This is a genomic window from Xenorhabdus sp. TH1 (assembly GCF_037260955.1).
GTDB lineage: Bacteria > Pseudomonadota > Gammaproteobacteria > Enterobacterales > Enterobacteriaceae > Xenorhabdus > Xenorhabdus griffiniae.
The window spans coordinates 1,819,374-1,834,793 of the sequence record NZ_CP147734.1 but is presented as its reverse complement, the minus strand read 5'-3'; the positions used below and the strand labels follow the sequence as shown (position 1 = coordinate 1,834,793).

The 15,420-nt window shown below is 40.1% G+C and carries 16 protein-coding genes, 2 tRNA genes and 1 pseudogene; 10 read left to right on the top strand and 9 right to left on the bottom strand.

Annotated elements, in window-relative coordinates; all coding sequences use genetic code 11:
* Positions 1-178: 178 nt before the first annotated feature.
* Positions 179-638: pseudogene (locus WDV74_RS08215) on the top strand (IS6 family transposase); the annotation flags it as partial.
* Positions 639-766: 128 nt separating this feature from the next.
* Positions 767-1,681 (top strand): protein kinase, encoded by a 915-nt coding sequence (locus tag WDV74_RS08210; protein WP_338885471.1) that lies wholly within the window; start codon positions 767-769, stop codon positions 1,679-1,681.
* Here WDV74_RS08210 and rimJ read toward each other — a convergent pair.
* Complete coding sequence (rimJ, locus tag WDV74_RS08205) at positions 1,676-2,254, bottom strand: ribosomal protein S5-alanine N-acetyltransferase (protein ID WP_338885470.1); 579 nt, start codon at positions 2,252-2,254, stop codon at positions 1,676-1,678. The genes WDV74_RS08210 and rimJ overlap by 6 nt on opposite strands.
* A 175-nt stretch (positions 2,255-2,429) precedes the next feature.
* On the opposite strand from rimJ, the gene mdtH reads away from it, so the two are divergent.
* Complete coding sequence (mdtH, locus tag WDV74_RS08200; protein WP_338885469.1) at positions 2,430-3,635, top strand: multidrug efflux MFS transporter MdtH; 1,206 nt, start codon at positions 2,430-2,432, stop codon at positions 3,633-3,635.
* A gap of 68 nt (positions 3,636-3,703) precedes the next feature.
* Positions 3,704-4,267 carry a lipoprotein gene (locus tag WDV74_RS08195; RefSeq protein ID WP_338885468.1) on the top strand — a complete coding sequence of 188 codons (564 nt, stop codon included), beginning with the start codon at positions 3,704-3,706 and terminating at the stop codon, positions 4,265-4,267.
* 93 nt (positions 4,268-4,360) lie between these two features.
* Here the strand turns inward: WDV74_RS08195 and WDV74_RS08190 are convergent, their stop codons facing one another.
* Both WDV74_RS08190 and ghrA read right to left on the bottom strand, forming a co-directional pair.
* On the bottom strand, positions 4,361-4,903 hold the full coding sequence (locus WDV74_RS08190) for a molecular chaperone (protein WP_338885467.1): 543 nt from the start codon (positions 4,901-4,903) through the stop codon (positions 4,361-4,363).
* 84 nt (positions 4,904-4,987) lie between these two features.
* Entirely contained in the window at positions 4,988-5,935 is a 948-nt protein-coding gene (gene ghrA, locus WDV74_RS08185) for a glyoxylate/hydroxypyruvate reductase GhrA (RefSeq protein WP_338885466.1), read from the bottom strand.
* A 317-nt stretch (positions 5,936-6,252) separates the two neighbouring features.
* On the opposite strand from ghrA, the gene WDV74_RS08180 reads away from it, so the two are divergent.
* Both WDV74_RS08180 and WDV74_RS08175 read left to right on the top strand, forming a co-directional pair.
* Positions 6,253-6,342 (top strand) — tRNA-Ser (locus tag WDV74_RS08180).
* A 129-nt stretch (positions 6,343-6,471) separates the two neighbouring features.
* A tRNA-Ser gene (locus tag WDV74_RS08175) sits at positions 6,472-6,561 on the top strand.
* A 67-nt stretch (positions 6,562-6,628) separates the two neighbouring features.
* Here WDV74_RS08175 and WDV74_RS08170 read toward each other — a convergent pair.
* Both WDV74_RS08170 and WDV74_RS08165 read right to left on the bottom strand, forming a co-directional pair.
* Positions 6,629-7,633, bottom strand: a complete 1,005-nt coding sequence (locus WDV74_RS08170) for an NAD(P)H-quinone oxidoreductase (RefSeq protein WP_338885465.1) — start codon at positions 7,631-7,633, stop codon at positions 6,629-6,631.
* 80 nt (positions 7,634-7,713) lie between these two features.
* Positions 7,714-8,223, bottom strand: a complete 510-nt coding sequence (locus tag WDV74_RS08165) for a DUF6622 family protein (RefSeq protein WP_338885464.1) — start codon at positions 8,221-8,223, stop codon at positions 7,714-7,716.
* A gap of 270 nt (positions 8,224-8,493) precedes the next feature.
* Between WDV74_RS08165 and WDV74_RS08160 the strand changes: the two genes are divergently transcribed.
* Complete coding sequence (locus tag WDV74_RS08160; RefSeq protein ID WP_338885463.1) at positions 8,494-9,090, top strand: hypothetical protein; 597 nt, start codon at positions 8,494-8,496, stop codon at positions 9,088-9,090.
* 378 nt (positions 9,091-9,468) lie between these two features.
* A complete protein-coding gene (locus tag WDV74_RS08155; protein ID WP_338885462.1) occupies positions 9,469-10,377 on the top strand; it encodes a DUF1266 domain-containing protein in 909 nt (302 codons plus the stop codon).
* Here the strand turns inward: WDV74_RS08155 and WDV74_RS08150 are convergent, their stop codons facing one another.
* The 4 genes from WDV74_RS08150 to WDV74_RS08135 form a co-directional block, all read right to left on the bottom strand.
* A complete protein-coding gene (locus WDV74_RS08150) occupies positions 10,378-10,644 on the bottom strand; it encodes a tail fiber assembly protein (protein ID WP_338885461.1) in 267 nt (88 codons plus the stop codon).
* Between the two features lie 208 nt (positions 10,645-10,852).
* Positions 10,853-11,149 carry a putative quinol monooxygenase gene (locus WDV74_RS08145; RefSeq protein ID WP_338885460.1) on the bottom strand — a complete coding sequence of 99 codons (297 nt, stop codon included), beginning with the start codon at positions 11,147-11,149 and terminating at the stop codon, positions 10,853-10,855.
* Positions 11,150-11,249: 100 nt separating this feature from the next.
* Positions 11,250-11,639 (bottom strand): VOC family protein, encoded by a 390-nt coding sequence (locus WDV74_RS08140; RefSeq protein ID WP_338885459.1) that lies wholly within the window; start codon positions 11,637-11,639, stop codon positions 11,250-11,252.
* 77 nt (positions 11,640-11,716) lie between these two features.
* The gene (locus WDV74_RS08135; RefSeq protein ID WP_338885458.1) at positions 11,717-12,409 is read right to left on the bottom strand and encodes a YafY family protein; all 693 of its coding nucleotides are present in this window, start codon (positions 12,407-12,409) and stop codon (positions 11,717-11,719) included.
* A 254-nt stretch (positions 12,410-12,663) separates the two neighbouring features.
* On the opposite strand from WDV74_RS08135, the gene dauA reads away from it, so the two are divergent.
* The gene (gene dauA / locus WDV74_RS08130) at positions 12,664-14,352 is read left to right on the top strand and encodes a C4-dicarboxylic acid transporter DauA (RefSeq protein WP_338885457.1); all 1,689 of its coding nucleotides are present in this window, start codon (positions 12,664-12,666) and stop codon (positions 14,350-14,352) included.
* Positions 14,353-14,563: 211 nt separating this feature from the next.
* Positions 14,564-15,391, top strand: a complete 828-nt coding sequence (locus tag WDV74_RS08125; protein ID WP_338885456.1) for a hypothetical protein — start codon at positions 14,564-14,566, stop codon at positions 15,389-15,391.
* Positions 15,392-15,420: the final 29 nt, after the last annotated feature.

The window sequence follows — 15,420 nt, the reverse complement described above, 5'->3', positions numbered from 1 at the left end:
AACCTACCTGAGCTATTTATAGCGTTAATTAAACTTGTGGTTTTTAAATATTAACAAACATATAGACAGGCATAGTGATGAGTTTTAATTAAATAATAAAATAAACTTATATATATCATCAACAGAATTACACCTATAGATTGCAAACAGTAAACATTATGCTTAACTCATAAACAGCATGGACGAAACCTATATTAAAATCAAAAGACAATGGAAATATTTGTACCAAGCCGTCGATACAACCGGGCAAACTATCGACTTTCCGCTGACGGCCAAGCGGGATGCTCCCGCCGCGTTGCCCTTCTTTCGCAAGGCGATCCGCCATCACGGTGAGCCTGAGATCGTAACCCTTGATAAAAGTGGAGCGAATACCACTGCACTGGCAACGCTCAACGCCGATAGACCCAAAGAGGAAACCATCACTATCCGACAAAGTAAATACTTTAACAACTTGGTGGAACAAGATCACCGTAATATCAAACGTCGGATACGGCCGCTGTTAGGTTTTAATCGTTTCGTCGGGTTCAAACGATTTTAGCGGGGATAGAACTCGTTTCATGCTGCTTAAAGGACAATCTTCACAATCAGAAGATAAAGCATTGTCACCGGCAGAAATGTTTTATCGATTAGCTGCATAAAATACAACCAACCCCACATTGACTCAGATTTTCTCTGTTAATACGACAGAACCCTTCAACTTTATCTCGAACAAGGTGAGTTTCAATGTCAATTCACAAACTAAGCAGATAACTGAGAGGCTATCCATTTGCAAAATTTTCAGAGAACACATATCGATGACAACATTGGTTTTATTTACCCACTTCCAATTGGGTACTGCCTTAATGAATTTGAAATCGAAGAAGTCATTGGCAAAAGTAGGGGCAGTATTGTTTATCGTGTTTGGGATCATCATCTCAAACAATCTATTGCTATCAAAGAATACACGCCCCACTCTTTTGCTACACGCAATCAAAATATGAAACTCAATTTACGAGGAAAAAAGTTGGAAAAACGCTTTTATGCTGGGTTGCAAGACTTTATCCGTGAAGCCCACTTAATGTCCTGTTTCGAACACCCCTGTCTTCCCCATTTTCTGCGTTTTTGGCAGCAAAACTGCACAGCGTATATAGCCGCGTCCTTTTACAAAGGGATGACATTAAATAAATTGAGGATAAAAAATCCACATTTCATCAATGAAAATTGGTTTCGTCAGATACTGTTTCCTTTGTTAAATGTTCTTGATACGCTCCATCAAAGGAATTATTTACATGGTGATATTTCCTTGGACAATATTTTGATCCAAGAGAATCAATCACCCATATTGCTGGATTTAGGATCTACCCGCCAAACAACAACACGCTTGTCTGATGATACAGAAATAACCATCCGATCAGGCTTTACTCCTGTTGAACAATACACTGCCAATGAAGAAAACCAACAAGGCCCCTGGACAGATCTTTATGCGTTAGGAGCAGTACTCTATACCTTGATTGTAGGTAACCCCCCTCCGGTCAGCATCGTACGCAATCTTGAAGATAATTATCAGCCGCTGGTCAAACTGCGGCCAGCGGGATATTCCTTACCGTTTCTGCTTGCCATTGACTCTGCTCTGGCAATACAGCCCTCAAGACGGCCACCGTCTATATCCGAATTCATTACTATTTTTTCAACACATTTATAACCCCCAAGAATCATCAATCAATGATGTCAACACATGATCCTGCCAAACACCGTCAATCATTAAATAGTTCCTAGCATAGCCTTCTCGTTCAAAACCTAATTTCTTCAGTAAATTTCCACTGCGATGATTATGTGGCATGTAATTAGCCATAATTCGGTGCATTTTTTGATGGCGTTGCATATAACGGATTGTCGGTTGCAAAGCTTCATACATTAACCCTTGGCCTTGCCATTTCTCGCCCAAAGAATAACCAAGGTAACAGGAATAAAACGCTCCCCGTACAACATTAGTGAAGTTAGCAATCCCCATCACTTCATTTTCATTAGGATCTAATAACAAGAAATTAAATGCCGAACCCTGCCGCTGTAATTCTGCAATATAATTCAGCCTGTTTGTCCACCCAGAAGGTTGATAAAAACTACCATCTCTTGTCGGTTCCCATGGCTTAAGAAAATCTTTATTTTCTGAATAATATTCAGCCAATCTATAAGTATCCCGTTCATATACCACACGAATAACCATTCTATTCGTAATAAAGCGAATCTTGGGAGATGTAGAACGATAACCAAACATATTTTCTCCTGATATTTACCCTGGGAAATTTATTAAGTAATTTAGCGCTTACGGCATTTTTAATCACCCTCTGACGATAAAAAAATATCATCTATATTTCTCTATCTTAATACTCAAATTAAGTCCAAAATAACAAAGTATTCACATTTATCTTTTCGTACTCCAATGGTGCAAAATGTCATTAGTTTCACAAGCGCGTAGCTTGGGTAAATATTTTCTTTTATTTGATAATCTGCTCGTTATTTTAGGGTTTTTTGTTGTTTTTCCCCTAATTTCTATTCGTTTCGTCGAACAACTTGGCTGGGCTGCCGTTATTGTCGGTTTGGCACTTGGTTTGCGCCAACTGGTACAACAAGGGTTAGGTATCTTTGGTGGTGCTATAGCCGATAAGTTCGGTGCTAAGCCCATGATTGTCACAGGTATGTTACTACGGGCTGTAGGATTTGCCTTGATGGCTGTGGCAGTTGAACCCTGGATATTACTCCTTTCCTGCATTTTATCTGGCTTGGGGGGGACATTGTTCGATCCGCCAAGGGCTGCATTAGTCATAAAATTAACTCGCCCTCATGAACGTAACCGTTTCTATTCGCTTTTATTAATGCAAGATAGTGCTGGTGCCGTCATTGGCGCACTGATAGGAAGCTGGTTGCTGCAATATAATTTCAATATTGTCTGCTGGATTGGCGCAACAATCTTTGTCTTAGCCGCTCTATTTAACGCTTTGTTTCTGCCGGCATACCGTATCTCAACAATTCGCACCCCCATCAAGGAAGGTCTGGGACGTGTAATCAAAGATCGTCGATTCTTTTACTATGTACTGACATTAGCGGGTTATTTTATCTTGTCAGTTCAAGTTATGTTAATGTTTCCTATTATAATCCATGAAATTTCCGGTACAGCTACCGCCGTTAAGTGGATGTATGCCATTGAGGCTGTCATCTCCCTGACACTGCTCTACCCCATCGCCCGCTGGAGTGAGAAATATTTTCGGCTGGAACAACGCCTAATAGCAGGCCTGTTTTTAATGAGTCTTTGCATGTTTCCAATCGGTTGGGTCAATCAATTGCATCTTATCTTTGGCCTGATTTGTCTGTTCTATCTCGGCCTGGTAATAGCAGAGCCAGCACGTGAAACCCTGAGTGCTTCACTGGCTGATCCACGGGCGCGCGGCAGTTACATGGGATTCAGCCGACTGGGGCTGGCATTAGGAGGCATGTTGGGCTATACCGGCGGTGGGTGGCTTTATGATACAGGCCATGCCTTAAATATACCGCAATTACCGTGGCTCCTGCTAGGATTGGTGGGCTTAGTGACCATTTATGCCCTGCATCACCAATTCAACCAGAAGAAAATTGAACCTATCATTATTAACAAGCATTAATCATATAATGAGCTAATTAAGTATTAATTAGTGTAAGATCTGCTCATTGAAAACAAAAGGAGACAACAATGAGAAGATTTTTCTTAGGGACTATCTTGCTACTGGTAGGATTAGTCAGCGGCTGTGATCAATTTAAGGAAGTCAGTATCAATGAAGGTTTGCTGAATGATTATTTACTAAAAAGAGTTCATTATCAAAAGCAAATTAACCTGCCCGTGGCTACCGAAGCTAATATCACACTGGGAAATTTGACCAGCCAAATTGGCCGCCAAGATCCAGAAAAAATTGAATTATCAACTCTGGCAAAAGTTCAATTAGTGACCTTGCTGGGGACGGTTCATGCTGATATGAAACTGACTATTAGGGCTAAACCGATATTTGATGCGGAAAAAGGGGCTATTTTCATTAACGGGTTGGAAATCGTAGACTACCAAACCACACCAGAAAAAGTCGCCACGCCAATTAAAACGTTGCTCCCTTATTTAAATGTGTCTTTAAGTGAGTTTTTTGATGACCATCCGGTATATGTCTTAAATCCGGAAAAAAGTAAATCTGAAGCCGCTGCTTTAAAATTAGCTAAAAGATTAAAAATTCAACCCGGTAAATTGGTCATTGATTTGGTTGATAAGTAATTTCCATTGTCGATGAAATAGTAAGAGCGGGTTATTAAATAAGCCGCTCTTACTTATTGTCGCTAGTTACCGATTGGCTTATCTATAGTGTTGTCACTCTACTTCCAGCTCTTCACGTAACGCTTGCAATGCCTCTCGAGTCATCATCGCCAACGTCCGATAAAAGCCACTGGTCGCATGGGCTTCAACTTTACCAAGAAATTGTCCACACCAAGGCAACAAATATTCATCAAATAACTTAATCTGAGCCTGGATCTCATCCTCTGCGGCCTGATCTTCCAACCATGATGCAGCTAACAATAAGGAACCAAATTGATCAGCAGGGATATCAGTCAAAGGCATACCTCGCTCCACCAAAAACTGGCGTACTTCACTTTCATCCTTATCAGTATAATCAGAGCGGCAGACTGCAACGCCCGCAGATTCTCCAGTAAATAAGGCATGATAATCGGCTTCAATTACCGATAATTCACTGCTTTTCTGCAACCTATCCAATAACTCATCTTGCTCCAAAGGCCACAATGGTTTCAATTTTCCCTCAGCAATCAGGGTGATTACCGGTTGCAAAACAGGATCTTGTGGTGCTCGGTTAAACAATGTTCCCAAGATGCGGCAGACAATAGAAAATTCGTTCATGGTTTAATTCACCTCCAATAACTTATCTAAATAATAAATATCTGTTATTGTCCCTAATCGTCTGCCTTGCTGTAAAGCGAGTTGTTAATAACCAAGGGTCATATCCACGAGGCCAATGGGTGATTCACCTTTTTCCATTCGTCGAATATTGTCACAAATCATATCCATAGCTTCATCAAGAATAGTCTTGGCCGCGATATGTGGCGTGATATTAATGCGTGGGTGAGTCCAGAAAGGGTGCAAATTTGATAGCGGTTCTTCAACAAATACATCCAGGGTTGCGCCAGCCACATATCCTTTATCAATGGCTGTCAGCAAATCTTGCTCTACCAATTGGGCACCTCGTGCAATATTAATCACATATGAGCCAGATTTTAACTGCCTGAATAGTGCAAGATTTAAGAGACCACGCGTTTCTGGCGTATCCGGCAGAATATTAATCAATACCTTACATTCAGAAAGGAAATCATTCAGTTGCGTTTTCCCATAAAAACTCTCGACATGATCAATTTGTTTTGGTGTTCGGCTCCAGCAGCGAACATTGAAATCAAATTCTTTCAATTTTTCAATAACGCTACGCCCCAAAATGCCTGCCCCCAGGACACCAATAACAAACTCTTCTCGATTATGGGCAGGAATGGGGTTCCAAAGACGCTGTTCTTGATATTGTTTATATTCATCCATGCGGCGAAAATAGTATAAAACTGAGGAAACCGCATATTCCTGCATTTGCTGTGCCATGCCCGTATCTTCAAGACGTATTAGCGGGATCCCTTTAGGCAATGTCCCTGGATTGGCTAATTCTTGCTGAAGGATGGCATCCACTCCAGCCCCAAGTGAAAATATGCCTTTGATATCCTGACGGTTAGCTAACATTTCATAGGGAGGTAACCAAACTAATGCATAATCAGCCGGGGCATTATCACCACTAATCCATTGCCGGATGTTAGCTTCAGGTAATCGAGCTTGTATTCCCTGGATCCATTCATCACCATTAAAATTAGGGGAAGAGTGAAAGAAGATGATGTTCATAAAATCTCATTCCTTTTTGTTTTTCTAATAGGGTTAACTTATTGCTGAAAGGTTGCAAGCCTCCTATAAGGAAGACAGGAATAAAAATAATGATAATGTTATCTGGTTAACAAATTTGCCATAATCTGTTGCAACAAAAAAAGCATCTTTACTCCCCGTAATTGGCTATCCACCACACAAATTGTTTTTTATTTGTCTAATTGGTCAAAAAGCCTGAAAAAATCGTCATAAGCCTGTTGACGCCTGCCCTGCTTTTCCCTATAGTAGCGCCCCGTTGCAGCGACGAACTCAAGAGAAATCACTGCAATATGAAATACGGTGAGGTGTCCGAGAGGCTGAAGGAGCACGCCTGGAAAGTGTGTATACGTGAAAACGTATCGAGGGTTCGAATCCCTCCCTCACCGCCATTTTCTATGAAAGAGCCTGAACAAAATGCGCAGGCTTTTTTAATGCCTAACATTTAATAATAAATAGTTAGTCTTATTAGTAAGCGATTACAATAGTGCATTCTTATTGAATGCAAAAAAACAAAATTCGGTGAGGTGTCCGAGAGGCTGAAGGAGCACGCCTGGAAAGTGTGTATACGTGAAAACGTATCGAGGGTTCGAATCCCTCCCTCACCGCCATTTTCTACGAAACAGCCTGAATTGATATTCAGGCTGTTTTTCCATCCCAAACACCCAATAAAATCGCCTATACCACCAGCATAATTTTCCCAATATGTTCACTGCTTTCCATCAGTGCGTGCGCCTTTGATGCCTGGCTGAGTGGGAACGTTTTAAATATCTGTGGCTTAATTTTCCCTTGCTCTAATAAAGGCCAAACTTTTTCACGTAGATCACGAGCAATATTGGCTTTATCTTCAACACTACGAGAACGCAGTGTAGAACCTGTGATTGTGAGACGTTTTTGCAGTAATGGCATCAAATTAAGTGCGTTCGCCTTTCCATGCTGCACACCTATTTGAATAATTCTGCCCTCTGTAGCTGCCGCCTGAAAATTTTTTGCCACATAATCACCAGCGATAAGATCAACAATCACATCTGCACCGTGTCCATTAGTCGCTTGTGAAGTGAGTTCGACAAAGTCCTCCGTTTTATAGTTGATAGAGACATCAGCCCCTAACGCCAAACTGGCTTGACGTTTCTCTTCAGAACCTACAGTGGTAATCACATAAGCACCAAATGTTTTTGCCAGTAAAGTAGCAACAGTGCCAATACCCGAAGTGCCGCCGTGGACTAAAACCGTTTCACCTGCTTTCAACTTGCCACGTTGAAATAGATTCACCCATACCGTAAAAAATGTTTCCGGTAATGCCGCAGCTTCCAACAAACTATAACCTTTAGGGATTGGTAATGCGTTACTCTCATGTACTTTGCAATATTCAGCGTACCCTCCCCCTGCAATTAATGCACATACCTGATCACCAACAGCATAGCGCGTTACAGCTGGATCAACAGCAACAACTGTCCCTGAAACTTCCAAACCTGGAATTTCAGAAGCCCCCGCTGGTGGGGGATAATATCCACGTCGCTGTGCCACATCGGGGCGATTGACACCTGCGGCTGCCACTTTAACCAATATTTCCCCTTCGATAAGTTCAGGAATAGGCATTTTTATCAGTGTTAAAACATTAGGCTCTCCTGGCTGGCTAATCTCAACCGCAACCATTTCCTTATCAAACGAATATACTGACATTTATTTCTCCTTATTCGATCATATGGGTATGACTATCAGACAGCCATTTTTATTAAAATAAAATATAAAATAGTTTCACCTTATTCCTTTTTATTATTTTTTACATAGTGAATAAATAAATTAAGCGTTCCTCCCCAAAAAACACCATCCGATAACCCACAAATAAAACCAAACATTAAATTAAAATTGAAAGAATATAACAAATTAGAGTTAATACTCATCATGGCAGAAATAATAAACTTCACTATAAAAACAGTAAGGATCAGACTCAAATTCAAAGGCGTTCCTGAACGAATGATTGAGCCATCTTCATTACCTTTTCTTAATCTTGGTTGACTACGCCATAAGCCCCATCCGATACCCCCTCCCACAACAATACCGACAATAAGCGCCAGGAATGCCGAATTTGGAAATGTCGTTTCATTTAATACACTGTAAACTGCCCATATTAAAAACAAAACCGGCATAAAAAACAGCCGATCAATACGCATTTCCCTGTCATATAACGCATTGATACCCCGTTTAATCAGAAAAACAAATAAAATCCAAACCCAAATAGGAGTACCTTTAATAATGGCTAAAATTGACATATTACTCATCCTTATTACATTGAGCATTAAGCCCTTTACATTTTAAATAAAATAGTCCATCCTCCATATTTATTCATCATTAAGCGGTCAATTCTTAATATGATATGGACAGAATCATTATGTCAGCATCAGTTACTGATAACAGGCAAGGGTAAAAGTAACAGATAGAAACAATATCAAAGATAAACCAATTACACTTTGATTGACATTACCAGTAACTCTATGAAAAATTAAAATTTCATATCTTTACTACAATACAGGAGATAAGCAGTGACATTTTTAGGAATAGTCAATAGTAAAGAATATAAGACATGGAAACACCCAACACCTTTTCTCCCTTGCTTTCATTTTCATGAAATCCATGAATCAGAATCGATAAAGATACCAGCGCAAGAAATAATCCAGGCTGTAAAAGACTTTGAAATGACCGATGATTTATTTATTAAAACTTTGTCCAAAATGAGAAATCTGCCAACTTATTTACTGAATAAATTAGGAAGAAAAAACAATGACCAAGAATTTGGCTTAAAAACTTTTACTTCACTTAATGAAAATAGTCATGAAATATCAATGGGATTAACGGGCAGATTTTGGCAAGCAGATTTAGGTATTATACCCCAACCTGACCTAGCATCATTTATCAGTTTTGATGATCATAAATCAGCTAAATTGGTACTGCGCTTTTTAGTCAAGGAACATCTTGATGGTTATCACTCACTAGTGACCGAAACATTTATTTTTTGCCCTAGTGATAGTGTTAAGAAAAAATTTACTTTTTACTGGTTTATAATTAGACCAGCCAGTGGATTTATCCGCCAAAGAACGCTATCTGTAATAATTAACAAGTTAAAAAATAAACATACCTGAGACACAATTAATTTTCTTGTCAGGCAAATTTTTGTTATTTAGCCCAATGAATATTAACTATACGCATTAAACTTCAAGTTGCAATTGACAACACGATATGAAAATTGATGTCTCCCCGCTTCGCGGGGAGACATCACACGCATCTTGAAATTAGATTGGTATAAATTCATTAAAATTAGTTAAGTCACCATTGTATGTCGTGTTTGATGCAGGAAACCTAAGGCCAGAGTGAATAACGTGAATTATCCAACCCAAACCCCGTCTTACGCCAGAGATATTACATTGATAACCTGAAATTAATCCGTTCTCTTTCCATTTTATAACTTATTAAAAATCTTTTTATCAACCCCCTTCAAACCACAAATAAAGGGATATTTTATGAGCAAATTACGTACAGCTGGATTATTCCTCGTTCTGCTGATGATTGGTTATAACCTTTATACTCATATTAATAGTATGGCTAACAATATGAATGGAGAAGCAGTTACCTTCTCACAAAACACCCTCCCACCCGTGACGAACGACGATTGGGGGATCATTGTAGGGGCACCTTATGCGCATTTAAATGATCATGCAGTCAACGACTATGCCCCCGAAACAGCAGAAGATAATGGTTTAACATCTTCATGGAAGATAAAAAACAGACAGGATTTAATTCATCAGTTATTTTGGCTTTCTATGGGTGGCCCTACTCGTGTTTTTTATGATATGAAAAACGAACTGGCAGGCATGACTAAAAATGAATTCGACAAACTACTTGCTGATATTGAACAAAGTCAGGAAGATGAGACTAAAAAACAAGAAATTATCTGGCAATATAAAATGATGTATAACAATACTCAGAATATTCAAAATATGGACTATTGGGTCTGGGATTATGTTAGATTCAGCATGCTCTGCCTGGAAGGTAGCCGCCTAAAATATATAACACCGGACGAAGCCAAAACGTGGACGCGTATGCTTGCACCACGTTTGCGTAAAACATATCGTAACTGGGCTGACTTGTGGCACACTTTTCTCATTAGCCGTTGGTTTTGGGCTGCTCAGGACAAAGCGTGGATGCAGAATCAGTCAAACATCAGTGACATTATTGATAATTTATTAAAGGAAAAAGACAGCCCCGCAAATATGATCTCGTGGGATGCGCAACTTTCTTCTACTGACACTTTACCCTTTGCTAAGGCTGTTGCCAGCTTGCAATTAAAAGATGAGAATGGTGAGATTGTCAGTACTGACGAAGTGAATAAAATTCTCCAACTATATCTGAATATCACAGATACCAATTAATTATCGCCTCGACAATGAACAGGGGTCATGGTTATTCCGGCTGCCCAGATCATGGGATATCGGATGCGGTGGGGCAATCCCCCGTTTGAGCAGCACTCGGTATTTTCGCCAGGCAATTAATACGGATTTTTCGGCATCGGTTACGATATTTAGATTAATTGCATCCTGACAGATAACCTGAGATTTGCTTAAGAAGAGAACTAAAATGCCTGAGGCACGATCAACATTTTTGCTAAAGAAAACAAAATCGCAGAGATCCTCAGGCATGTATAATTTAGAAGAACTGCGTCGATAACTGTTACCAAAAATTTTGGACTCTCTGGCATCAACAGCTCATTGAAAACAGATTACTCAAACGCCACCGTGAAGCTTCCACTTTCTCAGTGAGGTCATGATGATTTCCCATTTTATTCCATATGAGCCATTATCGTGATTTTAAAACGTTTTATATTGAACATGTAAAACAATATGGTATTTATGCTTTAGCTAATGCACTGTCCATGAATATGAAGGTAGGCTCTTTTCGCTTATATTTATTAATCATGGGGACAAGACGCTGAAAATGCTCACTCGCACAATGAGCATCCAAAGCAGCCTGGTCAGGCCATTCTTCTATAAAGATAAAATGTCCCGCATCGTTCTGATCAACATACAAGTCGTAAGCAATACAAAGAGGTTCACGCTTGGTTGCTTCAACTAATTCACGATAAAGAGGAAGAACAATATCTATAGCATCAATATGGATGAAATCTTCTGCAATTACTTTTAACATTTCTGCTCTCTCAATGTTATGTCAAAAACGATGATACAGCTCACCAGAATATGTGGCCTGCTAATAGTTATTGTTATTAGCAACCACCTTTATCATTCCCTTAATCCAAAGGACAAACCCGAATCATATGACCATCGGGATCTTTCACGAGAAAAGTGCGGCCAAAAACATCAGTGTAGGGTTCCTGCTGAATATCAATATTGGGATTTTGTTGCCATTTCTCAAAAAGTTGATCAACCTCTTCGCAAGTGGGCAACATAATACCCATTTCTGAAAATCTCGGCACGGTATTGTCTGGCTTTGTTCCTCCACTCCAAATAGCAAAAATAGCTTCTTTACCCGCAGTAAATGCGACATAACGCGGGCTGGAAAAAACCGGTTCAGCATTAAAAATAGTTGAATAAAAAGCTGTAGAACGTTTGATATCAGAGACATAAATCAGTTGAAGATTAGGACTTAACTTAAGCTTTGAATGTGTCAAGGTTAACATAAAAAACTCCAACAGTCAGATAACGGATTCAGTACATTAAGAACCCCCAAAGTAACAAACCCGTGTGACAGTTTTTGTCAGCAGCTAACACGATATTTTTCCGTTTCCCGCCATTCTTTAAGTAAAGACAGTCTTGAACGGGGATAACATCGTTGTTCTATCTTCAAATGACGCATTCTATCCGATCTGAAATGACGAAATGTTTTTCTTAATTCACACCAACCAATAACAATACTGATATTCTCAAAATATCCCAATGCAAATGGCCATATTGTTCTGGTTGATTGATTGTTTTTCAGATCTAAATAAGTGAAAGTAATTTTATGCCGATGACTGATCGCTTGCCGTATTTGCGAAATATCAACGGAAGGCGTAATTTTCGTAGCGGCAGGCCCAATTAATAGTGCATTTTCCTCAAGATATTGTTTGAGTTCTGTTGGGATCACGGCGGCAATTTTATTGATTGCACTATTGGCAGATGCTTTCAATTGTGAATCAGCGCGCCTAGTCACCCAACTGGCCCCTAATGCCAGGGCTTCTATCTCATTTTGCGTTAACATTAATGGAGGTAAGACAAATCCCGGCCGTAAGACATAACCAATACCCGCTTCTCCCTCGATATTTGCCCCTTGAACCTGCAAGGTCGCAATATCCCGATAAAGTGTCCTTAAACTAATCTTCAATTTCTGCGCCAATACTTTGCCCTGTATGGGAAAGTGATAACTACGTAATATTTCCATCAGAGTTAGCAAACGTTGTGCTCTAGACAATTTATCATATCCTTAGCTTTAACAAATTGATTTATATATATTTTATAATCATCATTCCATAATGGCTTTTAAACTGCATAATAGCAGTAAATCTGTCACTGATATCAATTTTATACGACGATTCACTCAAGGTGAAATAGGCACGTTAGTTAACTTTTTGACATATAACACTTTTCTGAGCTGATAAAAGCGATATGCTAATATCACTTTTATCAGCTCATCATCTGCTATCTTATTTCTGGGTTCTCAATTAAATGAACACTCGTAAAATTAAGGGAATACGTCCATTTAGTGCGCTTATTGACGCTTGTTGGAAAGAAACTTACTCTTTTCACCGTTTTATCAAAGATATAATTGCTGGGATCACCGTGGGAATCATTGCTATTCCACTAGCAATGGCTCTGGCAATCGGCAGTGGTGTTGCACCACAATACGGCCTGTATACTGCGGCTATTGCCGGCATGATTATTGCTGTGACCGGAGGATCACGCTATAGCGTTTCCGGCCCAACAGCTGCTTTTGTGGTGATACTCTATCCTGTATCGCAACAATTTGGCCTCAGTGGTTTGCTCATTGCCACGCTCATGTCAGGCATTATCTTGCTTATCATGGGATTAGCGCGATTAGGCCGATTGATTGAGTATATTCCACTCTCTGTTACGCTTGGATTCACTTCTGGTATTGCCATTACCATCGCTACCATGCAAGTGCAAAATTTCTTCGGCCTGAAATTAGACCATGTACCGGAAAATTATATTAATAAGGTGATTGCCCTCTCCCAAGCGTTTCCTTCATTACAACTGAGCGATACCCTTATTGGTTTAACAACCCTGCTGGTCTTGATTTTCTGGCCAAAACTCAGGATAAAGTTACCAGGTCACTTACCCGCTTTAATAGCAGGTACAGGTATCATGGGGATCATGCATCTGTTAGGTCATGATGTGGCAACAATTGGTTCATCATTTAGCTATACGCTGGAAGAAGGTACACAAGGCCAAGGTATTCCCCCCATTCTTCCCCAATTTGTCCTGCCGTGGCAATTGCCTGACACTCATTCTCTTGATATTAGCTGGAATACAATATCAGCATTACTGCCCGCTGCATTTTCTATGGCAATGTTAGGCGCAATTGAATCCCTGTTGTGCGCCGTTATTCTTGATGGCATGACCGGAAAAAAACATCATTCCAACAGTGAATTGATCGGTCAGGGAATGGGTAATATTGTCGCCCCCTTCTTTGGTGGGATCACCGCAACTGCGGCTATCGCGCGTTCAGCCGCCAATGTGCGGGCAGGGGCAACCTCACCCATTGCCGCTGTCGTTCACTCCCTGCTGGTATTGTTGGTCCTGCTGGTTCTTGCCCCAATACTTTCTTATTTACCGCTTGCCGCTATGTCAGCCATTTTGTTGATTGTGGCGTGGAATATGAGCGAAGCCCATAAGGTTGTGGATCTCATCCGCCGTGCCCCCAAAGACGATATCATCGTGATGTTGCTGTGTATGTCATTAACGGTGCTGTTTGATATGGTAGTGGCAATCACGATAGGCATTGTGCTGGCTTCACTGCTGTTTATGCGCAAAATTGCCAATATGACACGAATCAGCATTTCTCCCGCAACGAATCATGATGCCGGTTTATTGGTTGTGCGAATTAATGGCCCCCTGTTTTTCGCAGCCGCAGAGCGTATTTTTACTGAACTGAAAGAACAAGGCACCGATTATCACACCATTATTATGCAGTGGGACGCTGTTCCGGTTCTGGATGCAGGTGGGCTACATGCTTTTCAAGCATTCGTTCGGGAAATGGGAAAAGAGAAACATCTCGTTGTGTGCGATATCTCCTTCCAGCCTTTGAAAACGCTGGCACGAGCCAAAGTCGAGCCAATTAAAGGACAATTGAGTTTTTATGCCACTTTATCCAAAGCACTGAAAGAAATAGATTAATCTAAATCCCCAGATAAGAATATTGGATGCTTTTTTTGGTCTAATATTCTTATTGCAAATCTCAAGAGAAGCCCATTTTTCACCCCAAAGTTTGACTTAAATCTAAACGCAGATAGGGAGAATTTTCATGCTTTTTTCATTCAATAAACGTCTCACGATAATTGCACTTACCATTTTTTCTTCCATTACGCCATTGTTTGTCACAAACTCCATGGCTGCTGAAGAAGTCATGTATATAGATTTTCAGTTTGATGAATTTTCTATGCCAATAGCAAATCTCGAAATTGATGGAAAAAAGCAAAACTTAATGTTCGACACGGGATCATCTCGAGGATTCCATTTAACGAAAGAGGTTATGTCGAAAATCTCAGGCTTAGTGATAACGCCGGAAAAAGCACGCTCTACTGACATTACTGGCAAAGTTTATTTTAATGACCAATTTAACATTCCCAAACTTTCGATAAACGGAATGGTATTTAAGGATATTACCGGCGTTTCGCTAAAACCATGGGGAGTGACCTTGTTAGGTAAAGAAAAGAAACTTCCCACTTCGATGGTAATGGGCCTTGGTTTATTCAAAGATAAAGTTATTATTATTGATTACAAAAAACAACGATTGTCAGTTTCTGACCATTTGCAAGCATTGGGCGTCAATGTGGTTGATGGTTGGCGCGAATTACCGCTGAGGCTCACGCATGAAGGTATTGTTGTCAAAGTTTCACAAAACACCAAGAGTTACAACATGATCCTGGATACTGGTGCAACAGCTTCCGTTTTTTGGCAAAAAAGGCTGCAATCACCTCCCGTTATTCTTCCCTGCGGGGCATTAATAAAAGAGCTGGCCAATGAAAAATGTACTGTATCGGCATTTCAACTTGATGAGGCAGGCACTAAAGACATAAAACTGAATTCAATGCTGGTTGATGGGGATTTTAATCAGTTCAATGCGGATGGACTCATTGGAAATAACTTCTTCAATCAATATGCAGTATTAATTGATTTTCCCGGCAAGAGATTATTTATTAAAGATAATGCGTAAAAAATAAGCGGTCACAGGGCAATATTTCT